Annotated in this window: 17 protein-coding genes and 1 rRNA gene; 7 read left to right on the top strand and 11 right to left on the bottom strand. The window is 73.1% G+C overall.

The genetic code is table 11. The features are described from left to right. Positions 1–122: 122 nt before the first annotated feature. The 8 genes from ACZLMO_RS02335 to ACZLMO_RS02300 all read right to left on the bottom strand — a co-directional run bounded on the left by ACZLMO_RS02335 (position 123) and on the right by ACZLMO_RS02300 (position 12,002). A complete protein-coding gene (locus tag ACZLMO_RS02335) occupies positions 123–3,539 on the bottom strand; it encodes an FtsK/SpoIIIE domain-containing protein (protein ID WP_463652754.1) in 3,417 nt (1,138 codons plus the stop codon). A 145-nt stretch (positions 3,540–3,684) separates the two neighbouring features. Further along, on the bottom strand, positions 3,685–6,342 hold the full coding sequence (locus tag ACZLMO_RS02330) for an FtsX-like permease family protein (RefSeq protein ID WP_463652898.1): 2,658 nt from the start codon (positions 6,340–6,342) through the stop codon (positions 3,685–3,687). Then, positions 6,342–7,157, bottom strand: a complete 816-nt coding sequence (locus ACZLMO_RS02325) for an ABC transporter ATP-binding protein (protein WP_463652753.1) — start codon at positions 7,155–7,157, stop codon at positions 6,342–6,344. Before ACZLMO_RS02325 ends, ACZLMO_RS02330 begins: the two co-directional genes overlap by 1 nt. A 165-nt stretch (positions 7,158–7,322) precedes the next feature. Next, positions 7,323–8,027 (bottom strand): response regulator, encoded by a 705-nt coding sequence (locus ACZLMO_RS02320; RefSeq protein WP_463652752.1) that lies wholly within the window; start codon positions 8,025–8,027, stop codon positions 7,323–7,325. Beyond that, positions 8,024–9,487: a sensor histidine kinase gene (locus tag ACZLMO_RS02315; protein ID WP_463652751.1), complete on the bottom strand. Its 1,464-nt coding sequence runs from the start codon at positions 9,485–9,487 to the stop codon at positions 8,024–8,026. The genes ACZLMO_RS02320 and ACZLMO_RS02315 overlap by 4 nt, the downstream gene beginning before the upstream one ends. Before the next feature lie 136 nt (positions 9,488–9,623). Next, entirely contained in the window at positions 9,624–10,373 is a 750-nt protein-coding gene (locus tag ACZLMO_RS02310) for an SOS response-associated peptidase (protein WP_463652750.1), read from the bottom strand. Between the two features lie 34 nt (positions 10,374–10,407). Continuing rightward, the gene (locus tag ACZLMO_RS02305) at positions 10,408–11,562 is read right to left on the bottom strand and encodes an RNA polymerase sigma factor (protein WP_463652749.1); all 1,155 of its coding nucleotides are present in this window, start codon (positions 11,560–11,562) and stop codon (positions 10,408–10,410) included. A 2-nt stretch (positions 11,563–11,564) separates the two neighbouring features. Continuing rightward, positions 11,565–12,002, bottom strand: coding sequence for a YciI family protein (locus ACZLMO_RS02300; protein WP_463652748.1), 438 nt, complete (start codon positions 12,000–12,002; stop codon positions 11,565–11,567). Between the two features lie 236 nt (positions 12,003–12,238). Here ACZLMO_RS02300 and ligA point away from each other — a divergent pair, with 236 nt between their 5' ends. Beyond that, positions 12,239–14,827, top strand: coding sequence for an NAD-dependent DNA ligase LigA (gene ligA / locus ACZLMO_RS02295; RefSeq protein WP_463652747.1), 2,589 nt, complete (start codon positions 12,239–12,241; stop codon positions 14,825–14,827). A 65-nt stretch (positions 14,828–14,892) separates the two neighbouring features. Here the strand turns inward: ligA and ACZLMO_RS02290 are convergent, their stop codons facing one another. Both ACZLMO_RS02290 and ACZLMO_RS02285 read right to left on the bottom strand, forming a co-directional pair. After that, a complete protein-coding gene (locus ACZLMO_RS02290; RefSeq protein WP_463652746.1) occupies positions 14,893–15,774 on the bottom strand; it encodes a type IV toxin-antitoxin system AbiEi family antitoxin in 882 nt (293 codons plus the stop codon). Between the two features lie 483 nt (positions 15,775–16,257). Further along, positions 16,258–17,508 (bottom strand): phospholipase D-like domain-containing protein, encoded by a 1,251-nt coding sequence (locus tag ACZLMO_RS02285; protein ID WP_463652745.1) that lies wholly within the window; start codon positions 17,506–17,508, stop codon positions 16,258–16,260. Positions 17,509–17,621: 113 nt separating this feature from the next. Here ACZLMO_RS02285 and gatC point away from each other — a divergent pair, with 113 nt between their 5' ends. From gatC to ACZLMO_RS02265, 4 genes are all read left to right on the top strand, one after another. Next, positions 17,622–17,921, top strand: coding sequence for an Asp-tRNA(Asn)/Glu-tRNA(Gln) amidotransferase subunit GatC (gene gatC / locus ACZLMO_RS02280; RefSeq protein ID WP_425715922.1), 300 nt, complete (start codon positions 17,622–17,624; stop codon positions 17,919–17,921). After that, on the top strand, positions 17,918–19,456 hold the full coding sequence (gene gatA / locus ACZLMO_RS02275; protein ID WP_463652744.1) for an Asp-tRNA(Asn)/Glu-tRNA(Gln) amidotransferase subunit GatA: 1,539 nt from the start codon (positions 17,918–17,920) through the stop codon (positions 19,454–19,456). Before gatC ends, gatA begins: the two co-directional genes overlap by 4 nt. Further along, positions 19,453–20,952, top strand: coding sequence for an Asp-tRNA(Asn)/Glu-tRNA(Gln) amidotransferase subunit GatB (gene gatB, locus ACZLMO_RS02270; RefSeq protein ID WP_425715920.1), 1,500 nt, complete (start codon positions 19,453–19,455; stop codon positions 20,950–20,952). Before gatA ends, gatB begins: the two co-directional genes overlap by 4 nt. A 74-nt stretch (positions 20,953–21,026) precedes the next feature. Next, positions 21,027–22,490, top strand: a complete 1,464-nt coding sequence (locus ACZLMO_RS02265) for an NAD-dependent malic enzyme (RefSeq protein WP_425715919.1) — start codon at positions 21,027–21,029, stop codon at positions 22,488–22,490. A gap of 200 nt (positions 22,491–22,690) precedes the next feature. Here ACZLMO_RS02265 and ACZLMO_RS02260 read toward each other — a convergent pair whose 3' ends face one another. After that, complete coding sequence (locus ACZLMO_RS02260; protein ID WP_425715918.1) at positions 22,691–23,239, bottom strand: DoxX family protein; 549 nt, start codon at positions 23,237–23,239, stop codon at positions 22,691–22,693. A 147-nt stretch (positions 23,240–23,386) separates the two neighbouring features. Between ACZLMO_RS02260 and ACZLMO_RS02255 the strand changes: the two genes are divergently transcribed. Next, positions 23,387–24,076, top strand: coding sequence for a DinB family protein (locus ACZLMO_RS02255; protein ID WP_425715917.1), 690 nt, complete (start codon positions 23,387–23,389; stop codon positions 24,074–24,076). A 659-nt stretch (positions 24,077–24,735) separates the two neighbouring features. Then, a 16S ribosomal RNA gene (locus tag ACZLMO_RS02250) occupies positions 24,736–26,256 on the top strand. The last annotated feature ends 32 nt before the right edge of the window (positions 26,257–26,288 follow it).

The following is a 26,288-nucleotide window of genomic DNA, read 5'->3' as shown; positions in this document are numbered from 1 at the left end:
GCCCCAACCGCAATCTCGATGAAACTGCCCGGGGCGCCCGTGCCGGTGGAGAGTGAGGCGCAGAGCCGAGAGAGTGGTTCGTGCACGTGGGGCCCAACCGCACCCTCGACACAGGGGGCGGGTCATCGGCCGTGCGGGTCGAGGGCGTCGTGCAGGAGCTGGACCGGCGTCGCGCGGCCGGAACGGACCAGTGCGGCCCGCCCCGGAACGGTTGCTGCGAGCGGGTCGGCGCCGTCGCCGAGACCGCCGGGCACGAGCCGCGCCGACAGCGGCAGGTCCGGGCGGAGCACCACGAGCACGCCAACCGGCCACGTCGACAGCGGCGGGCGGTGCGCGGAGAGCACGGCCAAGGTCGCGGTGGCAGCGACCACCCGCGCGCCGCGCGACGGGAGCGCGGCGACTTCATCGAGCTCGGGGCTGGTGAGTCGGTCGAGGTCGTCGACCACGACGACAACCCCGACGACGACATCCTCCGCGCCTACCGCCGCTGCACCGACGTCAACTGCGTCGACCGCGCCCGCGCCGACCGTCGCTGAGCCGACCGCGCCCGCGCCGCCGTCGCCCGTTCCCGCCCGGACGACCCGCTGACCGGCAGCGGTCAGGCGCCGGGCAACATTCCCCAGCGCGGTCGACCGCCCCGATCCCGCCGGTCCCACCACGAGGAGCGTCCCGCCGGGCAGGAGCGGCACGCTCACCGGACCGGCGTCGTCGCCCCCGACACCGACGCACACCTCGGTACCGGCCCGTTCGGCCGCGGTGGGCGGTAGCTCGGGCGCCGACCGGGGGAGCGGGCGCAGGAGAGGAACGCCAGCCCCTTCCGTCACGACCCCGACGTCCCCCGCGGGCTCACCGGGCAGCGCCGGAGCGGCCTCGACGACCTGGACCACCCGCTGACCGGCCGGCCGCACGAGCACCGCCCGACCGGGCACCGCCGCCCCGACCGTCATCGCGCGGTCGACCCCGGCGAGCGTGGCCTCCGTGACGTCGCGCGGGCTGAGCACGAGCCGCGCCCTCCCGACCTCCGCCCACCGGGCCGAGGCGCTCGCCGGCGCCCCCGCGAGCGCGAGATGGTGCCCGCGCGCGAGCACCGACCGCAGGGCGACGGGCAGGGCGGCGAGCGACTGGCCGGGCCCGAGCGCGGTGTCGAGGCGGTCGAGGAGAAGCTCGACGTCGTCGACGAGCAGCACCTGGCCGGGCGCCGAGTCCGCCGACCCGAGCAGCTCGAGCAGCCGGAGCACGAGGCGCGGGTCGCCGGTCGGGGCGATCGTCGCCGTCGCACGACCGGACCCGACCGCGCCCGGCCCACCCACCACGTGCACACGCCGACCGGCCGCCCCCGCCGCGGCGCCCAGCGCGCGCAGCGCGGTCGTCCGCCCGGTGCCCGGTCCGCCGAGCACGAGCAGCGCCGACCCGTCCCACTCCCACGGCTCGAGCGTGAGGCGCTCCGGCTCGTCGACGAGCGCCGCGGTGGTCGACGAGACCGGCGTCCCGGTCGCGGGGTTGATCCCGCCCGGCCCGATCCGCTCCGGAAGCGCAGGTGCCCAGGGCACGGCGGGTGGCGCCGCGCCGTCGGCGGCCGCCCGGATCGCCGCCACGGCATCGGCCGGGAGCCCCGATCTCGCCGGCCCCAGCCACGCCACCTGGACCTCCTCGGTCGACCCGGTGCGCAGCACGGCCCGACCCGGCACGGCGGGAAGCTCGGCGGCCCGCGCGGTCCCGACGACGTCGCGCGAGTCCGCGGCCTCGAGCACCCGCAGGCAGAGCCGCACCGTGATGTTCGCCCGCACGTCCGGCCCGACGATCCCCGACGGGCGCTGCGTGGCGAGCACGAGGTGCAGCCCGAGGGAGCGCCCCTGGGCGGCGAGCCGGACGAGGTCGGCGAGCAGGGCCGGATGATCGTCGGCCAGTGCCCGGAACTCGTCGACGACGACGAGCAGCCGCGGCATCGCGCCCCCGCGCGCATGCAGGTCGGCGACGTCCTTCGCCCCGGCCTCGGCGAGGACGACCTCCCGGCGGCGCAGCTCGGCGCCGAGCGAGGCGAGTGCCCGGAGCGTGGCGGCGGGCTCGAGGTCGGTGAGGACCGCGGCCACGTGCGGCAGCGGGGCGAGCGGTGTGAACGCGGACCCGCCCTTGTAGTCGACGAGGATCATCGCGAGGTCCGCCGGTGACCGGGTGGCCGCGAGCGCCACGAGCCAGGCGGTGAGGGCCTCGGACTTGCCCGCCCCCGTCGCCCCGGCCACGAGGGCGTGCGGCCCGTCGGCGACGAGGTCGATGGCCACGGGCCCCTGCGCCCCCGTGCCGACGGGCGCCCGCAGGCCCGACGACGCCGACCAGCGGCGGCGCACCGCGGCCGGCGTGACCGGTCCGATCAGGTCGGTCAGGAGAACGCTCGTGGGCAGCGCGTCCCCGGCCGCCCCGGACGTCTCGAGCGCCCGGGCGTGCCGCCGCGACCAGGTCGGCGAGACGCCCGCGTGCTCGTCCGCCCCGATGGTCGCGGTGCACCACGCCGGGGGCCGGCCGTCCGCGACCACGAGGACGAGGTGGCGGCGCTCGCGGGGCGGGTCGGGAGCCCGGTCACCGGGTCCGGCCACCACCACCGACACGTGCCACGGCGCCCCCCGCGAACCCGCAAGGGACCCGGCCCCGGCGTCACCGACCGGCCGGCGCGACGACGGCACCACCCATCCGGCGGGCACGTCCGCCGTCGCGGTCGGCTCGTGGGTGAGCACCTGGGCGAGCAGCCAGCGCGCGAGGCGGGCGGCGCCCGGCCCCGTGAGACCGACGGCGTCCCCCGGGCTCACGCGCAGCTCACCCCGACGACGACGCACCCGCGCGGCGCCCGACGCGATCCGCAGGACGAGGACGTCCCCGGGCCCGTCCGTGGGCCGCACCCCGGCGCCCGCGAGGAGCAGGACCTCGGCGGCGCCCGGCCGGGGCGGTACGCGGGCGCCCGGCTCGCGCTCCGACAGCAGCCAGATCCCCACCGCGATCAGCGGGACGGCGAGGATCGCGAACCGCCACGGCCCGGCCGAGGAGCCCATGAGCAGGGGCACCATGACGAGCGGCGCCAGCAGCATCGGCGCGAGCCGGGCGAGCGCTCGCAGGCCCCGGCGGCCACCGGGCGGGAGGACGACCGGCCGCGGCGCGACGAGCCGCCCCGCGCCACCGGTCACCCGCACCGCGCCGGCACCCGCGAGGAGCACGGACCCGACGGGGACCACCTCCCAGCGCGCACCGACCGCGCGCCCACCTCGCCGCTCACCGATCCCTCGACCTGCCCGCCAGGTGCCGTGCCGGGACCCCGGGTCGCGCGCCTCGACCCGGCCGGACCGCGCCCGCAGCTCGAGGTGGTCCCGCGAGAGCCGGGCGTCCCCGAGGTCGACCCGGTCCGGACCGCGACCGACCCGGACGGGGGAGGGGCCGACGGCGACGATCCGCCCGACCCCCGGCCCGGAGTCGACCACCGCGAGGCGGTCGGCCGCGAGCACGGCGGACAGGTCCTCCGGGTCCGTCGCGGAGGCAGGGGGCGGCTCGGGCATGCCACCGACGATCCCGCGCACCGCCGACCGCGCGCCGCGCCCCTGTGGACGGCCGCGCGCGAGGCCGCAGGTCACAGGGGCGGGTGACCGCGGACCTCCTCGGCCCCGAGCGCCGCCCGGCTCCACGCGCCGTCCGCCAGGAGCCCTACTCCGCCCCGAGCGCCGACACCGGCGAGACCCCCAGCGCACTGCGCGCCGGCAGCACGGACGCAACCACGTCCGCGACCAGGGCGACGACGAGCGTGAGCCCGAGCCCGGCCCACGGGACGGCGAGCGTGGCGAGCTCGGTGGCGGCGAGCAGGCACGTGATGCCGACCCACCCGACCGCGAGCCCGAACGCCGCGCCCACCCCCGTCCCGACCACGGTGAGCAGCACCCCCTCGGTGGCGAGCGCCCCCCGGACCTGACGCCTGGTCATCCCCACAGCCCGCAGCGTCGCGATCTCCCGGCGCCGCTCGACGACCGACAGCGAGAGCGTGTTCGCGACGCCGACGAGCGCGATGACGACCGACACGGCAAGCAGGCCCACGACGACGACGAGCACCCGGTCGATCGCCTCGTCGTACACGAGCCGCTCCTCGCCGGACCCCTCGACCGCGACCGACGCCCCGGCCGTCGCCGCCGCCCGTCCGGCCTCGCGGACGTCGGTGACCACGTCCTCGACGTCCGCCGCGTCGTCGATGCGCGCCCACACCGCCGAGGGAACTGCGTCGGGGACGAGGGAGCGGACGGCGTCCTCCGTCAGCAGCGGCGAGTCCCCGTGCTGCGTGACGACGACCGTCATCTCCCGCTGCGTGGACTCGTCGAGCTCCCACGTCTGCGGGTCCGGCAGGCCGACGAGCACCGTGTCGCCGCCCGCGACGCCGAGCTCGCGCGCTCGGGACGCCGGCAGCACGACGGTGTCGTCCGTCAGGCCCTCGGGCAACCCGTCCCGCAGGACGTCCTCCGCCTCCGGCGGCACGCCGTAGACGATCGAGCCGATGTCGACCGCTCCCGCGTCGCCGGCGGTGGTGCCCGGGGCGACCTCGATCACGAGGTCGGCGGACGACACCCGCATCGTCGCGGCCAGCCCGGGAACGGACTCGACCGCCGCGAGCGCGTCCTCCTCGAGCGCGACCGGCCCGTCGGGCCCGTAGGTGGGGTTGTGGACGGCGACGTCGACGGGGAACCGGGAGGACAGCTCCTGCTCCAACGACGCCCGGATGGACTCGGTCCCCGTCGTCACCCCGGTGACCAGGCCGATCCCGATGACCAGCGCCATCGTCGTCGCGGACGTCCGGCGCGGGTTGCGGGTCGCGTTCGCGGTGGCGAGGCGGACGGTGGCGCGCGCCGGCCCGGGGGAGAGCACGGCCAGCACCGCGCCGAGCACCCGCGCGACGAGCGGGACCACGAACACGAGCCCGACGAGCAGGCCGAGGCCGAGCAGCGCGACGCCGAGCACGAGCAGGCCGATCATCAGCAGGATCGTCGAGTCGGCCGGGATCCCCGCCCCGAGCTGCGCGGCGACGACGAGCGCCCCGGTCATCGCGGCCACGCCCGCGGCGGCGAGGGCGATCCCCCAGGTCCGACGCGCCGGCGAGCCGCGCAGGAGTGTCGGCGCCTGCGCGGGCCGCATCGCCTCGACGGGCGCGACGGCGCTCGCCCGCCTTGCCGGGGGCAGCGCCGCGAGGACGGTGACGACCGTGCCGACGAGGACCGGGAGCGCGATCGTCGTCGGGCTCGGCCCGACCGTCCCGGCGAGCGGGATGCCGAGGTCTCGCCCGGAGTCGCTCCACAGCCGCAGCGCGAGTGCCATGACGCCGAACCCGAGGGCGGCGCCGACGATGCTCGCGACCAGGCCGAGCCCGGCCGCCTCGGCGAGCACGGAGGACCACACCTGCCGCCGGGTCGCCCCGACCGCCCGCAGCATCGCCAGGGTCCGGGCCCGCTGGGCCACGAGCACCTGGAAGGTGTTGGCGATGACGAGTCCCGCGACGACGAGGGCGAGGCCGGCGAACAGGAGCGTCGCCATGCCGATGACGTCCCGGAAACCGAAGACCTCCTGCAGGCGGGCGTCGACGTACTCGTCGGCCGTGACCGTCACGGCGTGGTCTCCGCCGGCCCCCGTGCTCCGGGTGACGTCGAGGACCCGGGACGCGACGACGTCCTCGTCCGCCCCGGGCTGCGTCGACAGGCCGACCGCCCACGCCCCCGTGCCGTCGCTCGCGTGCGCGAGCTCGAACGCGGCCGTCTCGGGCACGTAGATCGTCGTCGTCGGGATGCCGAGGACCGGGCTAAGGTCCTCGGCGATCCCGACGACCTCGACCTCGGACCCGGCGACCTCGACCGGGTTGCCGTCTGCGTCGACCGTCTGCGCGCCGACCTCGAGCGTGTCCCCGATGCCGGCGGCGGCCCAGAGGCTTGCCTCCTCGCTGAGCACGACCTCGTCCTCGGCGGTCGGCCACGTCCCGGTCACGAGGTCGACGGGCGGCTCGGCCCCGGGCTCCGGCGCGGCGGCGAGCGCCAGCCAGGTGGCGGAGTCGCCCGCGCCCACGCCGACCCAGGTCGTGAACGTCGGCGTGGCCTGCGCGACCCCGTCGACCTCCCGCAGGGCCTCGAGGTCCTCGAACCCCACCTCGACACCGGTGAGGACGATGTCGGCCTGACCGAGCGCCGCCCGCAGGACCCCGCGGGCGCCGTCGTCGACCGCGCGCCCGGTGAGCAGCGCGAGCGTGAGGAACGCCGACGCGAGCACGATCGCGAGCCCGGCGGCGGCGAGGCGGCCGACCGAGTTCCGTGCCTGCCCCGCGGCGAGCCGCAGCATCACGCCACCTCGTTCTCGGGTCGCAGGGCGTCGAGGCCGGCAAGGACGGAGGACGGCGTCGGGTGGTCGATGTCGCCGCGCACGAGGCCGTCGGCGATGAGGACCACGCGGTCGGCGTGCGCGGCGGCGCCGGGGTCGTGGGTGACCATGACGACCGTGCGCCCGAGCTCGCGTACCGAGGTCCGCAGGAGCGCGAGCACCTCGGAACCCGTGCGCAGGTCGAGGTTGCCGGTGGGCTCGTCGGCGAGGACGACGTCGGGCCGGGTGACGAGCGCGCGGGCGATCGCGACGCGCTGCTGCTGCCCGCCGGACAGCTCGGCCGGCCGGTGCGTGAGGCGGTCGCCGAGCCCGAGGACGTCGACCAGCTGCGTCAGCCACTCCTCGTCCGCGTCGCGTCCGGCGAGCTCGAGCGGCAGGAGGATGTTCTGCCGCGCCGTGTACATCGGCAGCAGGTTGAAGGACTGGAAGACGAAGCCCATGCGCTCGCGGCGCAGCAGCGTGAGCTCGGCGTCCTTCAGCGCCGTGAGCTCGGTGGCGCCGAGGTGGACGGTGCCTGAGGTGGCGGAGTCCAGGCCGGCGAGCAGGTGGAGCAGGGTCGACTTGCCCGACCCGGACGGCCCCATGATTGCGGTGAACGACCCCGGTGCGATGTCGAGGTCGACGCCGGCGAGGGCGGTGACGGAGGCGTCCCCGCGACCGTGCACCTTGCGCAGGCCGCGGGCGCGGAGCACCGGCGCGTCGCCCGGGGAGTCGGTGCGCGGGTCGGCACCCGTGTCGTCGGCACCCGTGCGGTCGGGCGTGGTCTCGGCGGTCATGGCGGTCCTTGTCGCTCCGGCGCCGGGCCTGGTCCCGGCGCTGCCCCGACGGTACGAAGGCGGGAGGTGCGTCGTCGTCGGCCCCTCGTCCGGTCCGGGCGTCATCCCGGGGTCGTACGTGCGGGCGGCCGGGTCACCCGGCGCGCCTACCGCGGTCCGGCCCGCCTACCGACCCGGCGTGACGAGCCCGGTCTCGTAGGCGAGCACGACGGCCTGCACGCGGTCGCGCACGTCGAGCTTGGTGAGGATCCGCCCGACGTGCGTCTTGACGGTCGCCTCGGCGACGAACAGCTCCGCCGCGATCTCCGTGTTCGACCGGCCGCGGGCGATGAGGACGAGCACCTCGCGCTCGCGCTCGGTCAGGGCGTCGAGGACGGCCGGCGGCGTGCGGTCCTCGGCGGGCAGCAGGTCGGCGACGGTCGCGATGAGGCGGCGCGTAGAGCTCGGGGCGATGACCGCGTCGCCGGCGTGCACGGTGCGGATCGCGGCGAGCATGTCCTCCGGCGGGGCGTCCTTGAGCAGGAAGCCGGACGCGCCGGCGCGGATCGCCTGCAGGACGTACTCGTCGAGGTCGAACGTCGTGAGGATGACGACCTTCGGCACCCGCCCGCCGCCCGCGGCACGCTCGGCCAGGCCGCGTGTGGCCGCGAGCCCGTCGAGGTTCGGCATGCGCACGTCCATGAGCACGACGTCGGCCTCCACACCGGCGAGCATCCGCAGGGCCTGCGCGCCGTCGCCCGCCCCGCCGACCACCGTCATGTCCGGCTGGGAGCCGATGACGAGCGCGAAGCCCGCGCGCACGAGCTGCTGGTCGTCGACGAGCACCACCCGGATCGGGTCGGCCACCTCTGGCTGGGGGACAGCGGTCACGCGGGGGTCCTCTCGGTCGGTCCGGCGGGTCGGTGCCCGACGGCGGAACTCACCCCGGGCGGTGGACCCGCCCCGGCACGGGGTCGGGTCGGGGGCGGGGTCGTGGTGTGCTCGGTTCCGGCCGGGCGGCCGGTCTCGGGACCGGCCTCGGAACTCGTCGCGTCGACGGCGGCGCTCGCCGACGCCGCCGCGCCGGGGCGGACCGGCAGCTCGAGGCGGACCCGGAAGCCGCCCCCGGGCCGCGGCCCGGCACGCAGGGCGCCACCGAGCACGGAGGCGCGTTCGCGCATGCCGACCAGGCCCTGCCCCTGGCCGTCGCCGCGGGCGGCGGCGCCCCGCCCGTCGTCGTCGATCTGGAGGGTGAGGCCGTCGTCGGTCCACTGCACGAGCATCGTCACCGCGACCGCCGGGCCCGCGTGCTTGAGCACGTTCGTCAGAGCCTCCTGCGCGATCCGGAAGACCATGAGGCCGGCGCCGGCGGGCAGCGGCCGAGACGCACCGAGCCGGATGACGGAGACGGCCAGGCCCGAGTCGCGGACCTGGTCGACGAGGCGGTCAAGATCCTCGTCGACGGGCTGGGGGACGAGCGCGGCACCGGAGTCGTCGGCGCGCAGGACCCCGAGGATGCTGCGGATGTCCCCGAGGGCCGCGCGGCCGACCTCGCCGATCGTTGTCAGGGCCCGCTCGGCGGCCACCGGGTCGGTCGTGGCGGCGTAGCGGCCGCCGTCGGCCTGGGCGATGACGACGGACAGCGTGTGGGCCACGACGTCGTGCAGCTCGCGCGCGATGCGGGCGCGCTCGTCGGACACGGCGAGCCGGGCGTCGCGGTCCCGCTGCCCCTCGGCGAGCCGCTCGATCTCCACCGCCCGGGCGCGCTCCTGGATGCCGGTGCGGCGCAGCAGGCCCAGGCCCCAGGCCCCGGCGGCGAGCCCGGCGGCCGCGAGCGTGACGACGAGGAGGGTGGGGCCGCTCCACAGCCGGGGCACGCCGAAAGCGACCGCGAGGACCACCGCCCCCGCGAGGGCCCCGGCCATCGCGAGGCGGTGGCCCGGCACGGTGCCGTGGACGGTGACGGAGTACAGGGAGAGGAGGACGAGGACGTCGACCGGGTGGAAGGGCACGCCGACCACGACGTGGGCGAGCGCGCCGAGGTAGACGACCACCGCCGACGCCTCCGGGGCGACCCGCCGCCATGCCACGGCCGTGCACATCACGATGGCGTCGATCCAGATGAGGACGAGGCGCGCCTCGTCGCTCAGGGCTCCGAACCCGTACCCGGGGTGGGTCGCGAACCCGAGAACCTGCGCGGCCAGCCCGATCCCGAGCGCCGCGAGGACGGCGATGACGACGTCCCTGTGCCCGGGCCACGGCACCCGGACGGTGAGCGTGCCGTGGCCCGGGGCGCGCACGTCCGGGTCCGCCGACCCGGCCGGCGGCGCAGCCGCGTCGTCCCCACTCATGCGGACGACCCTAGGCATGCGGACGGGCAGGTGCGTCCGTCCGCCGTCGGAGGGGGCCGTCCGTCCCCGGGACTACGCGCCGACCGGCTGAGGACGGGACCGCGTCACGACGCCGCCGTGTCACGAACCGGCCGGCTCAGGACGCGACCGGCTCGACCAGCTCGGCGGAGTTGTTGCGCGGCGTGTTGACGTCCCGGGAGACCTCGTGCCACGTGAGGTCCGGCGTGCCTGTGCCGAGCACCGCGAGCGCCTCGGCCGGGTCGGTGATCGTCGGGTCGAGCCAGACGTCGATGTCCGCCGGCTCGAGGATGACGGGCACGCGGTCGTGGAGCTCGCGCATCTCGCCCTCGGCGGCGGCGGTGAGGATCGTCGTGGTGCACAACCAGTCGGCGTCGGGCTCGTCCTTCGGCCGCCACCACGAGAACAGGCCGGCGAAGGCGAGGGGTGCGCCGTCGGACCGGGTGATGAAGTACGGGGTCTTCGGGCCCTTCCCGGACTCGGGCGCCTGCCACTCGTAGTAGCCGTCGGCGAGGACGAGGCAGCGGTTCTTCTTGAGGGGAGACTTGAAGGACGCCTTCTCCGCGACCGTCTCGCTGCGCGCGTTGATCATCTTGTTGCCCACGGACGGATCCTTCGCCCAGTGCGGGACGAGCCCCCAGCGCGCGACCTCCATGCTGCGCCGCGGGCCCTCCGCCTCGCCGGACCCCTCGCGGCCCGCGATGCGGCCCTCGCCATCGACGAGCCGCTCGACGACGATGAGTCCGTCCTGCGTCGGCGCCACGTTCCACGACGGCCGCAGGCTTGCCACCTCCTCGGCCACCTGGGTCACGTCGAAGACGTCGGCCAGGTCCTGGGCCTGCTTGAAGCTCGCGTAGCGCCCGCACATGCGACCAGCGTGCCACGGGGGTCCGACGACGGGGTCAGGTCGCCGCCCGGGCGCGCGCGGCCTCCCGGCGCAGGTGGTCGCGCTCCGGGACGCTGCTCGCGCGCTCGGCCGCCTCGTCGTAGAGCCGGGCGGCCGCCGCGGGCTCGCCCGCCCGGCGTCGGAGGTACGCCTCGGCGGCGGTGCGGCGGGGGAGGCCGTCGTCGATCGCGGCCAGCGCCGCGAGCCCGGCCCGCGGACCGTCGGCCTCGCCCACGGCGATCGCGCGCCCGAGTCGGGCCACGGGGTTGTCGGTGAGGGCCACCAGCTCGTCGTACCACTCGACGATCTGCACCCAGTCGGTCTCCTCGGCGCTCGCGGCGTCGGCGTGCAGCGCGGCGATCGCGGCCTGGGCCTGGTACTCGCCGAGGCGGTCCCGCGCGAGGGCGGCCTGCAGGAGCGCGACGCCCTCGGCGATCGCCGCCCCGTCCCAGCGGGACCGGTCCTGCTCGGCGAGGGGGACGAGCCGACCGTCGGGTCCGGTGCGGGTGTCCCGCCGCGCGTGGTGAAGCAGCATGAGCGCGAGCAGCCCGCGCACCTCGGGCTCGTCGCTGACCGCGGCCAGCTGACGCGCGAGACGGATCGCCTCGGCCGCCAGGTCGACGTCGCCCGCGTACCCCTGGTTGAACACGAGGTAGAGGGTGCGCAGGACGGTCGTCACCGACCCGGCCTCGTCGAGCCGCACGTCGGCGACCGTGCGCTTGGCGCGGCTGATGCGCTGCGCCATCGTCGACTCGGGCACGAGGTAGGCCTCGGCGATCTGCCGGGTGGTCAGGCCGCCGAGAGCGCGCAGCGTGAGCGCGACGGCGGAGGACGGCGTGAGCGAGGGGTGCGCGCACAAGAAGTACAGCCACAGGGAGTCGTCGACCCCGGACGCGGGACCGGGGAGCGGCTCGGCGTCGACGACCTCCTCGCGCCGGGACCGCGACACCTCCGACCGCGTGGCGTCGAGGAACGCGCGCCACCCCACCGTGACGAGCCAGGCACGCGGGTCCCGCGGCGGGTCGTCCGGCCACGTGCGCCACGCCGTGAGGAGCGCCTCCTGCACGGCGTCCTCGGCGGAGGCGAAGTCGGCGCCGCGCCGGACGAGGGCCCGCAGCACGTCGGGGGTGAGCCGTCGCAGCAGGTCCTCGTCCGGCACGTCGCTACCCACGGTCAGCGGGCCTCGCGGGTGATGATCTCGGCAGCCTCGGCGGACGTGACGGCCGGCGCCACGAACGGGCGCAGCTCGAGCCACTCGCCGAGCGGCTCACCGCCCTTCCCGGGCGCCGCCGAGAGCTCGGCCGCCAGCTCGAGGGCCCGCTCATGGCTCTCGACGTCGACGATCACCCAGCCGGCCACGAGGTCCTTCGTCTCGGCGAACGGGCCGTCGGTGCGCGGCGGGCGCCCCTCGCCGTCGAACCGGACCCACGAGCCCTCGGGGGACAGCGCCTGGCTGTCGACGAGCTCGCCGCTCGCGCGCAGACGCGCGACGTAGGCGTCGCAGTAGGCGAAGTGCGCGTCCATCTCGGCCTCCGTCCACTCGCTGATCGGGGCGGCGTTCGCCGGGGTCGGGGCGCCGCGGTAGTGCTTGAGCATGAGGTACTTGGCCATCTCGGTACTCCTTCTCATCGGTGCGGCCCGGGTCGGCCGCGTCACCCGGGGGACGGAGCCGCCGGCCGGTTCTCGACATCGTCGTGCGGGTGCGTGCCGGCCGGTCGCCGGGCGGGGCGCGGGCGGACCGGGGGTTCGTCGTCGTCGGGCGTGGTCCTGGGTGGTCCTCGTGGAGACCGTGGCACTGCCGGCCGGCCCCGTCCACCCGTGTCGGCGGCCTGCGCAAGGATGTCCCCATGAGCGAGACGGGGACGACGACGCCGGACGCGGACGCGCAGGGCACCGAGCCCGCGAGCGCCGAGGAGCGGCAGCGCTGGACCGAGCTGGTCGAGCAGGTCGAGGCCGCGCGCTGGGCGTACTACATGCGCGACGCTCCGACCCTTGCGGACGCGGAGTACGACGCCGCCTATCGCGAGCTCGAGTCCCTCGAGGCCGCCCGCCCGGACCTGCGCACGCCGGACTCGCCGACCCAGACGGTCGGCGGCACGTACTCCACCGACTTCGCCGCCGTCACCCACGCCGAGCGCCTGTACTCCCTCGAGGACGTGTTCTCGCTCGAGGAGCTCGCCGAGTGGTTCGCCCGCATCGGCGCCGAGGTGAGCGACGCGACCGGCGCGGAGGCCGACGAGGCGCCCGACGTCCCGGTGACGTGCGAGGTCAAGGTCGACGGGCTCGCCGTCAACCTCACCTACGAGGCCGGCCGGCTCGTGCGCGCCGCCACCCGCGGGGACGGCGTGACCGGCGAGGACGTCACCCTCAACGTGCGCACGCTCGAGACCGTGCCGCAGGTGCTGACCGGCGGGCCGCACCCGGCGAGCATGGAGGTCCGCGGCGAGGTGTTCTTCCCCGTCGCCGCGTTCGCCGAGCTCAACGCCGCCCTCGTCGAGTCCGGCAAGGCGCCGTTCGCCAACCCGCGCAACTCGGCGGCCGGGTCGCTGCGGCAGAAGGACCCGCGGGTGACGGCGTCGCGGCCGCTCGACTTCCTCGCCCACGGGGTTGGGGCGGTCGTGCCGGGGGACGACTTCGAGAACCCGACGACGCAGCACGGCTTCTACGAGCTCCTCGCCTCCTGGGGGCTGCCGGTCTCGGAGGCGACGCAGCTGCTCTCCGGCCGCTCGGCGGTCGAGCGGTACATCGCCGAGCGCGGCGCGGCCCGGCACGAGGGCGCCCACGAGATCGACGGCGTGGTGGTCAAGGTGGACGACCGCGCGCTTCAGCGCCGCCTCGGCCACACCTCGCGGGTCCCGCGCTGGGCGGTGGCCTACAAGTTCCCGCCCGAGGAGGTGACGACGAAGCTGCTCGACATCCGCGTCAACGTGGGCCGCACCGGTCGAGTGACCCCCTACGCGGTGATGGAGCCCGTGCTCGTGGCGGGCTCGACGGTGGCGATGGCGACCCTGCACAACGCCTCCGAGGTGGCGCGCAAGGGTGTGCTCATCGGGGACACCGTGGTGCTGCGCAAGGCCGGCGACGTCATCCCCGAGGTGGTGGCGCCGGTGGTCGACCTGCGGGACGGGAGCGAGGTCGAGTTCGTCATGCCGGCGCAGTGCCCGAGCTGCGGGACGCGCCTCGCGCCGGCGAAGGAGGCCGACGTCGACCTGCGCTGCCCCAACTCCCGCTCGTGCCCGGCGCAGCTGACCGAGCGGGTCGAGCACGTCGGCTCGCGGGGTGCGTTCGACATCGAGGCGCTGGGGTACGAGACGGCGCTCGCGCTGACCAACCCCGACGCCACGCGGGAGCCGGACGCACCGGGCGGGCCCACGGGCGGGCGGGAGCCGGCGCTCGCCGCCGTCGCCGCGGGGTTCGCGCTCGTGACCGAGGCCGGTGAGGTGACGTCCGCCGAGGACGTGCCGCCGCCGCAGGAGCCCGTGCTCGCCAACGAGGCGGGCCTGTTCGACCTCACCGCCGACGACCTGCGCGACGTGTTCGCCTACCGGCCCGAGCTCGCACGCGACGAGGAGTCCGGGAGCTCCGCGTTCGTGCCGACGGGGAACTGGGTGCTGCGCCGCGTGTTCTGGACGCAGCGGCAGGTCAAGCGCTTCAAGACCAAGGACGACGAGGTGGTCGAGCCGCGCCCGTCCGGCACCACCGAGAAGCTGATCGCCGGACTCGCCGAGGCGAAGGACAAGGACCTCTGGCGGGTGATCGTCGCCCTGTCGATCCGGCACGTCGGCCCGACGGCGGCGCGTGCCCTGGCCACCGAGATGGGCTCGCTCGAGGCGATCTTCTCCGCCCCGCTGGAGCGGCTCGCCGAGGTCGACGGCGTGGGGCCGACGATCGCGCAGTCCGTGCTCGCCTGGTACCACGGCGGCGTCGTTGCGCGTGCGGACGACGACTCCTCTGACGTCGAGAGTGCGGCTCAGGGTGTGGATGGCGACGCTGCTGTGGTCGAGAGTGCGGATGAGGGCGCGGCTGACGCCCCCTCCGTGGTCGAGAGTGCGGGTGAGGGGGACGATGTCGGCAGCGACGACGTCGACAGCGTGGACGCCGCCTGGCACCGCGAGATCGTCGAGCGGTGGCGGGCCGCCGGCGTGCGGACCGAGCAGCAGGTCGACGAGTCGGCGCCCCGCACTCTCGAGGGTGTGACGGTGGTGGTCACCGGGTCGCTCGAGGGGTTCACGCGGGACTCGGCGAAGGAGGCGATCCTCGCGCGCGGCGGCAAGGCGTCAGGCTCGGTCTCGAAGAAGACGCACGTGGTGGTGGCCGGGGAGAACGCGGGCTCGAAGGAGACGAAGGCGCGCGAGCTCGGCGTCCCGGTGCTCGACGAGGCCGGCTTCGTCACGCTTCTCGAGGGCGGCCTCGACGCAGCCCTCCCACCCGCCTGACCCTTCCCTGGTCGAGAGTGCGGGTCAGCAAATGCACGCTCACCTTCATTGGTCGAGAGTGCGGTTCAGTGGACCGGGCGTCGGCCCGGCGAGCGTTGGCGGCGAGCTCGCCGGCGCGCGGTCGGCATCAGTTCGAGGACGGGTTCGCGCGCGACGAACTCCTCTGTGCCGACCGCGCTCGCCAGCGTGGTCACGACCTCGATCGGATGTCCGACCTGTATCGCACGGAAACGCACGATCTCGTGACCGGCCGCCAGGAGATCCTGTTCGCGAGCCTCCTGGCGCGCGAGTACGTCCGCGACCTCGTCGTCGTCGCCCGAGTACTTGATCTCCCCATCGAACTCGATGAGCAGCCAGCGCGGACTGCCGTCCGGCAGTGTGCCGATCCTGAGCGCGAGGTCCACGAAGTACACCTTCTCGCCGCACCAGATCTCGAGCTGTGGCACGACGTCGCGGCGGCCCCAGGTGAGGATGATCCAACGGACGACGGACTCGAAGGCGGACTCGGACCAGGGGCTCGACCACTCGATCACGGCGCGGGCGCGGAGCTTTCCACGAGTGCCCCGGGGTAGTCGGTCGATCTCGGCCAGCAGGGCACGGCGCTCCTGCCGGGCCTCGGCCTCGACCCGCACACGGTCGCATCGATCGGCGCTGCTGACGATCGCGAGATGATGATCGACGACGACAAGTGCCTCCTGCGCGGCAGTGAAGCGAGCGGCATCGAGTACGGTCCGCCGAGGTGTCGTCACCGGGAGACCATGAACGGTCGTGAGCTCGTCGGTCGAGTGCGCGAATCGATGACGTTCGACGTCGACCGCGCTTTCAGTAGCCCGTCCCTGGCTGATGAGGACGTGTACCCGGTCGGGGATGCTGAGCGTTCGGAGACCGTGCAGGATGGCGGCCGAGCTCAGCGTGAACGCGTGCGGCGTCGACAGCTTGTGGTGCACAGCGACGATCCTGGCCCGGTGCTCGAGACGAGCCCGTTCCGCGCGCTCGGTCATCTCTGGTACTGCCGCGACCGCACCGCGGCGCAACCTCACCGGCGCCGGACGCGGGAGCGGTGCGGTTGCCGGGTCGTCCGCGGGCGTGCTTGGCGCGAGGGTGGGAGTGCCCGAGCGCGGTGACGGGGAGAGCTGGACCGTCCCGTCGTTCGTCCGTGCCCAGACATGTGGGAGCGGCGGGGGCTGCCATCCAGGAAGTTCCATGCGAAGACTCTCCCGACAGTGAGGGCCCCTCAGGGTGTCGGGGACCCTGGCCTGTGGGTAAGTCGGTCAGCACCGTGCCTGTGGTGCGCGCGTGCGTGCCCGACACGCCACCTCACCCGCACTCTCGACACGTGGAAGCGCGGCTCAACCGCACTCTCGACACATGGGGACGTCGCTAAGCCGCAATCTCGACGACGACCAACCGCAATCTCGACGAAGGAGGGGTCAGAGCAGCGGGCCCAGGGGGCGGACGATGCGCTCGAGTGGGCGACGCCACCAGTCACGCGCCCGCCACTCCTCGAGGGTGAGCGGCATCGAGTTCGTCAGGTCGGTCGCGAAGACGCGCTCCATGTGCTCGGCGAGCCCGTCGTCGTGGATCTCGAGGTTGACCTCGAAGTTGCCCTGCAGCGACATCCGGTCGATGTTCGCGGTCCCGATCGTCGTCCACCGGCCGTCGACGGACATCGTCTTCGCGTGCACCATCGCGTCCTTGAACAGCCACAGCTCGACGCCGGTCTCGAGGAGGTCGTCGTAGTACGGGCGGGACACCCAGTCGGCGAGGACGTGGTTGGTGCGGTGCGGGATGATGACGCGGACCCGCACCCCCCGACGCGCGGCGGCGGTCAGCGCCCGCAGGATCTCCCGGTCGGGGATGAAGTAGGCCATCGTGATGTCGACGGACTCCACGGCGCGGTCGAGGGCGTCGAGGTACATGCCGCGCACGGGGAACAGCATGCGGTGCGGGGTGTTCGACCGGCCCTCGATCTGGGCGAGCCACTCGCGGGCGCCGGGGTCGGGGAGCTCGGGCTGCTTCTTCGTGCGGTGGTCGTTCCAGAAGTCGACGAACGCGTTCGTCAGCTCCCACACCGCCGGCCCGCGCACACGCAGGTGGGTGTCGCGCCAGGTCGTCGCGTACAGGTCGCCGATGTTGTACCCACCGATGTACCCCGTGGACTCGTCGACGACGAGGAGCTTGCGGTGGTCGCGCCCGGTCTGGCGCAGGTTCCCGATGAGCAGGCCGGGGCGGATGAGTGGGAACCGCCGCACGTGCAGGTGGGGGAGGTCGGCGAAGCGGTAGAAGTGCAGGCCCTGGTTGAGGTTCCCCCACGAGTCGAAGACGACGTAGACGTCCACGCCGCGCCGCGCCGCCGCCTCGAGCGCCTCCTTGAACCGCTTCCCCGTCTCGTCGCGCTTCCAGATGAACGTCTCGAAGAAGATCGACTCGGTGGCGCCCTCGATCTCGGCCAGCATGTCGTCGTAGAGGTCCTGGCCGTAGGTGAAGACCTTCATCTGCGAGCCGTGGACGTCGAGGTCGACGGGCTCGGTGGCCGGGAACTCTCCCGAGAGCGGCTCGCGCAGCTTGCGCAGGTGGTCGACGGCCATGATGCCGCCCGCCGCGGTCAGCTGGACGGCGGCGGTCGCGGCGGCGATGCGGACGGCGGTCCCGGTGAGGGCGGCGAGGGTGGTGCGCGGCATGGTCGCCAGCGTAGGCGGGCCGCCGGACGACCGGGCCTCCCGGGCACCGGGCCGCCGCCCGCCCACCCGGACGACCGGGCGGCCCGCCCTCCCGGAACACCTAGACTCCGGGCATGCCCTCTTTCGACTCAGCCGAGGTCGCGCGCGTCGCGGCGCTCGCCCGTATCGAGCTGACCCCGGACGAGATCGAGCGTCTTGCGGGCGAGCTCGAGGTCATCACCCAGGCCGTGGAGAGCGTCTCCGAGATCGCCACGCCGGACGTGCCGCCGACCTCGCACCCGCTGCCGCTCGTCAACGTGTTCCGCGAGGACGAGCCCACCCAGGGTCTCGACCTCGGCGAGGTCCTCGCCGCCGCGCCCGCCTCCGAGGACGACCAGTTCCTCGTGCCGCAGATCCTGGGGGAGGAGGCATGAGCGACCTGACCCGCATGTCCGCCGCCGAGCAGGCGGCCGCCCTCGCCGCCGGCGAGGTGAGCTCCGTCGAGCTGACCGAGGCCCACCTCGCGCGCACCGCCGCCGTCGACGCCTCCGTCCACGCCTACCTCGACGTCTCCGCCGAGAAGGCGCTGGCCTCCGCGCGCGACGCCGACGCCCGCCGCGCCGCCGGTGACGACCTCGCCCCGCTGACCGGCGTGCCGATCGCCGTCAAGGACAACATCGTCACCCACGGCCAGGTCACGACCGCCGGCTCGAAGATGCTCGAGGGCTGGGTCCCGCCCTACGACGCCACCGTCGTCACGCGCCTGCGCGCGGCCGGCCTGCCGATCCTCGGCAAGACGAACCTCGACGAGTTCGCGATGGGCTCGTCCACCGAGCACTCCGCGTTCGGACCCACCCGTAACCCGTGGGACCTCACCCGCATCCCCGGCGGCTCGGGCGGTGGCTCGGCCGCGGCGGTGTCCTCGTTCCAGGCGCCGATCGCGCTCGGCTCCGACACGGGCGGCTCGATCCGCCAGCCCGCGGCGGTGACCGGCAGCGTCGGCGTCAAGCCCACGTACGGCGGTGTCTCGCGGTACGGCGCGGTCGCGCTGGCCTCCTCGCTCGACCAGATCGGCCCGGTGGCACGCACGGTTGTCGACGCCGCGCTCCTGCACGAGACCGTCGGCGGCCACGACCCGCTGGACGCCACCTCGCTCACGGACCCGGTGGCGGGTCTCGTCGAGGCCGCCCGCACGGGTGAGCTCGAGGGCCTGCGCGTCGGCGTCGTGCGTGAGCTCGGCGGCGAGGGCTACCAGCCCGGGGTCAAGGCGTCCTTCGACGCGGCGCTCGCGGTCCTCGAGGCGGGCGGGGCCGAGATCCACGAGGTCTCGGCGCCGTCGTTCGAGCACGCGCTCGCGGCCTACTACCTCATCCTGCCCGCGGAGGCGTCCTCGAACCTCGCCCGGTTCGACGGCATGCGCTTCGGCCTGCGCGTCGAGCCCGCCGAGGGCCCGGCCACGGCCGAGCGCGTGATGGCGGCGACCCGTGGCGCGGGATTCGGCGACGAGGTCAAGCGCCGGATCATCCTCGGCACCCACGCCCTGTCCGCGGGCTTCCACGACGCCTACTACCGGGCCGCGCAGCAGGTCCGCACCGTGGTCCAGCGCGACTTCGCGGCCGCGTTCGAGCAGGTCGACGTCCTCGTCTCCCCGACGGCGCCGACCACCGCCTTCCCCATCGGCGAGAAGATCGACGACCCCCTGGCGATGTACCTCAACGACATCGCGACGATCCCGGCCAACCTCGCCGGCGTGCCCGCGATGTCGCTCCCGTCGGGACTGTCCGACGACGACGGACTGCCGGTGGGCCTCCAGATCATCGCCCCGGCCCGGCAGGACGCCCTCCTGTACCGCGCCGGCGGCGCCCTCGAGCGGGCACTGACGAGCGGGTGGGGCGGGCCGCTGCTCGACCGCGCCCCGGAGCTGACCGGGACGACCGGCGAGACCGAGCCGACGGAGGCGCAGCGATGACCGACACCCTCATGGACTACGACGAGGCGATCCGCCGCTTCGACCCGGTCATCGGGCTCGAGGTCCACGTCGAGCTGGGGACCCGGACCAAGATGTTCGACGGCGCGCTCAACGAGTTCGGCGGCGCGCCCAACACGCACGTCACGCCCGTCTCGCTCGGCCTGCCCGGCGCGCTGCCGGCGGTCAACGGGACGGCCGTGCGCTACGCCGTGACGATCGGCCTCGCGCTCGGCTGCGAGATCGCGGAGTCGTGCCGCTTCGCCCGGAAGAACTACTTCTACCCGGACCTCGCGAAGAACTTCCAGACCTCCCAGTCGGACGAGCCGATCGCGTACGACGGCGAGCTCGCCGTCGAGCTCGAGGACGGCACCGAGGTCGTCGTCCCCATCGAGCGGGCGCACATGGAGGAGGACGCGGGCAAGAACACCCACGTCGGAGGGTCGACCGGACGTATCCAGGGCGCGGAGTACTCGCTCGTGGACTACAACCGCGCCGGCGTGCCGCTCGTCGAGATCGTCTCGCGGCCGGTCGTCGGCACCGGCGCACGGGCACCCGAGGTCGCGCGGGCCTACGTCCAGTCGCTCCGGGACATCTTCCGGGCCCTCGGCGTCTCCGAGGCGCGGATGGAGCGCGGCAACGTCCGCGCCGACGTCAACGTCTCCCTACGCGAGTCCCCGGACGCGCCGCTGGGCACGCGCACCGAGACGAAGAACGTCAACTCCTTCCGGTCGATCGAGCGGGCCGTGCGCCACGAGATCCAGCGCCAGGCGGCGGTCCTCGCCGCGGGCGGCACCGTCACCCAGGAGACGCGGCACTGGCACGAGGACACCGGCACCACCTCGCCGGGCCGCGTGAAGTCCGACGCCGAGGACTACCGCTACTTCCCCGAGCCCGACCTCGTGCCCGTCGCGCCGTCGCGCGAGTGGGTCGAGGAGCTCCGGGCGGCCCTCCCGGAGCTGCCGGCCGTTCGTCGTCGTCGGCTCATCGGGGAGTGGGGCTTCTCGGAGCCGGAGATGCGCGACGCGGTCAACGCCGGCGCGCTCGACCTCATCGAGTCCACCGTCACCGCCGGCGCCACGCCCGCGGCCGCCCGCAAGTGGTGGATGGGCGAGCTCGCCCGCGTCGCGAACTCGCGCGGCGTCGAGCTCGACTCCGTGGGCGTGACGCCGGAGCAGGTCGCCGAGCTCCAGGGGCTCGTCGACTCCGGTCGGGTCAACGACAAGCTCGCCCGCCAGGCGCTCGAGGGCGTGCTGGCCGGAGAGGGCTCGCCGACCGAGGTCGTCGAGGCCCGCGGTCTCGCGGTCGTCTCCGACGACGGCCCGCTGCTCGCCGTCATCGACGAGACGTTGGCCGCGCAGCCGGACATCGCCGAGAAGATCCGCTCCGGCAACCTCGGGCCGATCGGCGCCGTCATCGGCGCGGTCATGAAGGCCACCCGCGGCCAGGCGGACGCCGCGCGGGTCAAGGAGCTCGTCCTCGAGCGCGTCCAGGCCTGATCGACACCGGATCTGTCGTCCCTGCGGCAGACTGACCCACGTAGCACCCGCATTCTCTGACCACGGAGGTCCCTATGGCAGTGCCCAGTCCGTCCTACACCACGACCCTGCGAGTGCTGGTCGGCACCTCGCCGCAGGCGACCGCGGAGGTCGTGAGTGCCGTGGCCTCGGCGGGGGGCACCGTGATGGGCGTCGACGTCGTCCACTCGAGCGCCGACGGCATCACGGTCGACATCACCGCGGACACGATCGACGGCGAGCACCTCGAGCGGGTCCGCGCCGCGATCGAGTCCGTCGACGGCGCGAGCGTGTCCAAGGTGTCGGACTCGACGTTCCTGCTGCACATCGGCGGCAAGATCGAGGTGACCTCGAAGGTCCCGCTGCGCACGCGTCGTGACCTCTCGCGCGCCTACACCCCGGGCGTCGCCCGCGTCTGCAAGGCGATCGCCGCCAACAAGGAGGACGCGCGCCGCCTGACGATCAAGCGCAACACGGTCGCTGTCGTCACCGACGGGACGGCGGTCCTCGGGCTCGGCGACATCGGCCCCGAGGCCTCGCTGCCCGTGATGGAGGGCAAGGCGGCGCTGTTCAAGGAGTTCGCCAACGTCGACGCGTGGCCCGTCGCGCTCGACACGAAGGACACCGAGGAGATCATCTCGATCGTCAAGGCGATCGCACCGGCCTACGGCGGCATCAACCTCGAGGACATCTCGGCGCCCCGCTGCTTCGAGATCGAGGCCCGCCTGCGCGACGAGCTCGACATCCCGGTCTTCCACGACGACCAGCACGGCACCGCCGTCGTGGTCCTCGCCGCGCTCATCAACGCGCTGCGCGTGGTGGACAAGAAGCTCGAGGACGTGAAGATCGCGATCTCCGGCGTCGGCGCCGCGGGCCACGCGATCATCCAGCTGCTGGCCGCGCAGGGGGCGAGCCACATCGTGGCCTACGGCCGCGAGGGGTCCCTCCACGCCGGCAAGCAGGAGGCGAGCGCGCAGCGGCAGTGGATCGCCGAGAACACGAACCCGGACGGGTTCGACGGCTCGCTCAAGGACGGGCTCGCGGGCACCGACGTCTTCATCGGCGTCTCGTCGGCGGGGATCCTCGACGGCGACGACATCGCCACGATGGCCGACGGCGCGATCGTCTTTGCGCTCGCGAACCCGGACCCGGAGGTGGACCCGGAGGAGGCCGCCCGTACCGCGGCCGTCGTCGCGACCGGTCGCAGCGACTACCCGAACCAGATCAACAACGTGCTGGCCTTCCCGGGCCTGTTCCGCGGCCTCCTCGACGCGGGAGCGAGCCACATCGACGGCGAGATGCTGCGTGTCGCGGCCGTGGCGATCGCCGACGTCGTGGGGGCTCAGGAGCTCAACGCGTCGTTCATCATCCCGGGCGTCTTCGACCCGCGGGTGGCCGAGGCCGTGTCCAGCCAGGTGCAGGCCTACGCGACGGCGCAGCTCGAGGCGGGCGCCACCGGGAAGCCGGTGTCGTCGGTCGGTTCCGAGGGCGCTCGCGAGCCGTGGGCCGAGGTCATCTGACCCCGCCCGACGCCGAAGCGGCGCCTCGCGTCCTGAGGTGACCTGAGCGGTTGGTCGGCTCACGGGCCGGACCGGCCCGCCGGACGAGATCACCGTGCGAGACGCGGTGACCTCTCCCGAAGGACGACGACGAAGGGCCCGCCTCCCCAGGGGGAGGCGGGCCCTTCGTGCGTGCGGAGCGGGTCCGGCGGGGGAGGCGGTCAGCGCAGCCAGCTGTTACCGACGATGCCGCCCCACCACTTGCCGATGCCGATCGTGTCGCCCGCCAGGGTGAGCGCGGGGATGACCACGAGGAAGCCCTCGAGGACGTGGCTGTCGAGGATGGGGTTCGACGAGGCGTCGACCGCGAACGGCGGCTGCGCGAGGTACATGAACAGCAGGAGGAGCGCGCCGGAGACGGCGGCGATCTTCAGGCCAGCGCCGCTGACGAGGGCGACGCCGAGGCCGAGGAGGCCGGCCATGAACAGGATGTCGCCGAACGGGTTGGCGAACAGCTCGAAGAAGCCGCCGAGGGGGCCGTTGACGGCCACGCCGTTGATGTAGCCCTGGGCGGGGGTGCCGCCGTTGATCCAGGCGTTCTCGGACTGCGTGGCGAACCCCAGGCCGAACGTCTTGTCGAGGAATGCCCAGAGGAAGTACAGGCCGATCCCGATGCGGGACAGCCCGAGGAAGATGCGGGCGGACGAGCTCTTGATGATGTCGTCCTGGTAGACGGTGGCGGTCCGCGTGCCGGCGGTGGTGGTGGCCATGTCGAGCTCCTTGTCTCGGAGCAGCGGGTGGACCGCTGCGGGGTGGGTACATGCATATGGTTCCCCGCCGGGAAGCGTCCGTCCTGGGCAGTAAGTCCCAATTTTCCGTAGGCACTTCGTCCTGGTGGCCACGCGTACGGTGCGGGCATGACGAACGGTGCCCGTGCCCGCGCGGTCTGGGGAGGCGTGGACCCGGACGTCGCGCCGCTCGACGAGGACGGGCGACCCGAGCCGCCGACCGGGCTCGGTGAGTCAGGGACGCTCCTTGGCTTCCTCGACTACCTGCGCGGAACGATCGACTGGAAGACCCGGGGGCTGTCGCCGGAGCAGCTGGGGGCGACACACGCTCCGTCGACCATGACGCTCGGCGGGATGCTGCTCCACCTGGCCTTCGTCGAGGACTTCTGGCTGACGCACGGCATGCGGGGAGAGCCCGTCCCGACGTCCGCCACCGACGAGGAGTGGGACGCCGATCCCGATCGGGACTGGCACGCGGCGAAGGGGCGCGCCCGTGCCGACCTGCGGGCCGAGTGGCTCGCGGCCGTCGACCGGTCCCGCCGGTCGGTCGATGCCGTTCTCGCGGGGGAGCGGGTGCCGACGCGGGACGAGGTCTCGACGGGGGACGGACCGTCGACGACAGGGCCGGCTTCCGAGGCCGGACCCACGTCGGCCGAGAGCTCGGACCCGATGGCGACACCGATGCGCCACAACGTGTACGGAGACGAACCGGCGCCGACTCTCCGCTGGGTGCTCACCCATCTCATCGAGGAGTACGCGCGGCACGCGGGGCACGCCGACCTCCTGCGCGAGGCGATCGATGGCGACACCGGGGAGTAGCTCGGGGAGCAGCCACGCGGCGAGTCTCTGCGGGCGGGACCGAGACGGGAGGATCTCTACCGGTCAGCGCCGAGGTCGAGGCAGCAATCGTTGCAACCCCGGGAGAAATCGGCCCTGTGACGGAGCGCACGGCGCACCGGCTTGCCCATCGGGATCGGCCCGGCCTAATCTCTACGAGGCCCGCACGGGAGAGACGGACACCAGCTGGTGGCCGGTCCCGAAGGCCCACCGACAACTACCGGCCAATGGTCAGTGCGCGTCGGTGCCATCCTGAAGATCGACCAAGACCAGCTCGTAACGAGCAGGTTGACAGCCGAGAAACAGATGGTTAAGATAGTCAAGTTGCCCTGATGTGGCTGGCTTGGAACTAGAGGTTCTGGGTTGGTGTGTTGTGGGTGGGTTGTTTGAGAACTCAACAGTGCGTGATTGTTTTTGATGCCATGTATGTGGGGGCGTCATCGTGTCTGGTCTGCCGATCGGTGGGCCGGGTGGGTGGTGTTCTCATGTTGTTGTTTGTTTTTTTGGCTCTGCTGGCTCCTTTTCCTTGGGGTTGGTGGGGTTGGTTGGGATCGCCGGGCTCTCGTTGTGGGGGTTGGGTTGGTCTTCGTATGGATAGTCGCCCGTGTCCGGCCCTTAGTGGTTGGCGTGGGTGCGATACTTTTACGGAGAGTTTGATCCTGGCTCAGGACGAACGCTGGCGGCGTGCTTAACACATGCAAGTCGAACGGTGAAGCTCAGCTTGCTGGGTGGATCAGTGGCGAACGGGTGAGTAACACGTGAGCAACCTGCCCTTCACTTCGGGATAACCTCGGGAAATCGGGGCTAATACCGGATATGACTCCTGCTCGCATGGGTGGGGGTGGAAAGATTTATCGGTGAGGGATGGGCTCGCGGCCTATCAGCTTGTTGGTGGGGTAATGGCCTACCAAGGCGTCGACGGGTAGCCGGCCTGAGAGGGTGACCGGCCACACTGGGACTGAGACACGGCCCAGACTCCTACGGGAGGCAGCAGTGGGGAATATTGCACAATGGGCGAAAGCCTGATGCAGCGACGCCGCGTGAGGGATGACGGCCTTCGGGTTGTAAACCTCTTTCAGCAGGGAAGAAGCGAAAGTGACGGTACCTGCAGAAGAAGCGCCGGCTAACTACGTGCCAGCAGCCGCGGTAATACGTAGGGCGCAAGCGTTGTCCGGAATTATTGGGCGTAAAGAGCTCGTAGGCGGTTTGTCGCGTCTGCTGTGAAAACGCGGGGCTCAACCCCGCGCCTGCAGTGGGTACGGGCAGACTAGAGTGTGGTAGGGGAGACTGGAATTCCTGGTGTAGCGGTAAAATGCGCAGATATCAGGAGGAACACCGGTGGCGAAGGCGGGTCTCTGGGCCATTACTGACGCTGAGGAGCGAAAGCATGGGTAGCGAACAGGATTAGATACCCTGGTAGTCCATGCCGTAAACGTTGGGCACTAGGTGTGGGGCCTGTTTCCACGGGGTCCGCGCCGTAGCTAACGCACTAAGTGCCCCGCCTGGGGAGTACGGTCGCAAGGCTAAAACTCAAAGGAATTGACGGGGGCCCGCACAAGCGGCGGAGCATGCTGATTAATTCGATGCAACGCGAAGAACCTTACCAAGGCTTGACATATACCGGAAACATCTAGAGATAGGTGCCCCGTAAGGCTGGTATACAGGTGGTGCATGGTTGTCGTCAGCTCGTGTCGTGAGATGTTGGGTTAAGTCCCGCAACGAGCGCAACCCTTGTCCTGTGTTGCCAGCACGTCATGGTGGGGACTCATGGGAGACTGCCGGGGTCAACTCGGAGGAAGGTGGGGATGACGTCAAATCATCATGCCCCTTATGTCTTGGGCTTCAAGCATGCTACAATGGCCGGTACAAAGGGCTGCGATACCGCGAGGTGGAGCGAATCCCAGAAAGCCGGTCTCAGTTCGGATTGGGGTCTGCAACTCGACCCCATGAAGTCGGAGTCGCTAGTAATCGCAGATCAGCAACGCTGCGGTGAATACGTTCCCGGGCCTTGTACACACCGCCCGTCACGTCACGAAAGTCGGTAACACCCGAAGCCGGTGGCCCAACCCTTGTGGAGGGAGCTGTCGAAGGTGGGACTGGCGATTGGGACGAAGTCGTAACAAGGTAGCCGTACCGGAAGGTGCGGCTGGATCACCTCCTTTCTAAGGAGCATCTGGCACCCACAAACCCCAGT

It is taken from the genome of Georgenia sp. G2120 (assembly GCF_055326485.1).
This window is presented reverse-complemented; position numbering and strand designations above follow the sequence as displayed.

Excerpts from the sequence above, each read along its gene's own strand:
- ACZLMO_RS02330 (WP_463652898.1), bottom strand. The coding sequence starts at position 6,342 with ATGCTGCGGCTCGCCGCGGGGCAGGCACGGAACTCGGTCGGCCGCCTC.
- ACZLMO_RS02285 (WP_463652745.1), bottom strand. The coding sequence starts at position 17,508 with ATGCCGCGCACCACCCTCGCCGCCCTCACCGGGACCGCCGTCCGCATC.
- ligA (WP_463652747.1), top strand. The coding sequence starts at position 12,239 with ATGAGCGAGACGGGGACGACGACGCCGGACGCGGACGCGCAGGGCACC.
- ACZLMO_RS02325 (WP_463652753.1), bottom strand. The coding sequence starts at position 7,157 with ATGACCGCCGAGACCACGCCCGACCGCACGGGTGCCGACGACACGGGT.
- ACZLMO_RS02255 (WP_425715917.1), top strand. The coding sequence starts at position 23,387 with ATGACGAACGGTGCCCGTGCCCGCGCGGTCTGGGGAGGCGTGGACCCG.
- gatB (WP_425715920.1), top strand. The coding sequence starts at position 19,453 with ATGACCGACACCCTCATGGACTACGACGAGGCGATCCGCCGCTTCGAC.
- gatC (WP_425715922.1), top strand. The coding sequence starts at position 17,622 with ATGCCCTCTTTCGACTCAGCCGAGGTCGCGCGCGTCGCGGCGCTCGCC.
- gatA (WP_463652744.1), top strand. The coding sequence starts at position 17,918 with ATGAGCGACCTGACCCGCATGTCCGCCGCCGAGCAGGCGGCCGCCCTC.
- ACZLMO_RS02315 (WP_463652751.1), bottom strand. The coding sequence starts at position 9,487 with ATGAGTGGGGACGACGCGGCTGCGCCGCCGGCCGGGTCGGCGGACCCG.
- ACZLMO_RS02265 (WP_425715919.1), top strand. The coding sequence starts at position 21,027 with ATGGCAGTGCCCAGTCCGTCCTACACCACGACCCTGCGAGTGCTGGTC.
- ACZLMO_RS02260 (WP_425715918.1), bottom strand. The coding sequence starts at position 23,239 with ATGGCCACCACCACCGCCGGCACGCGGACCGCCACCGTCTACCAGGAC.
- ACZLMO_RS02310 (WP_463652750.1), bottom strand. The coding sequence starts at position 10,373 with ATGTGCGGGCGCTACGCGAGCTTCAAGCAGGCCCAGGACCTGGCCGAC.
- ACZLMO_RS02335 (WP_463652754.1), bottom strand. The coding sequence starts at position 3,539 with ATGCCCGAGCCGCCCCCTGCCTCCGCGACGGACCCGGAGGACCTGTCC.
- ACZLMO_RS02300 (WP_463652748.1), bottom strand. The coding sequence starts at position 12,002 with ATGGCCAAGTACCTCATGCTCAAGCACTACCGCGGCGCCCCGACCCCG.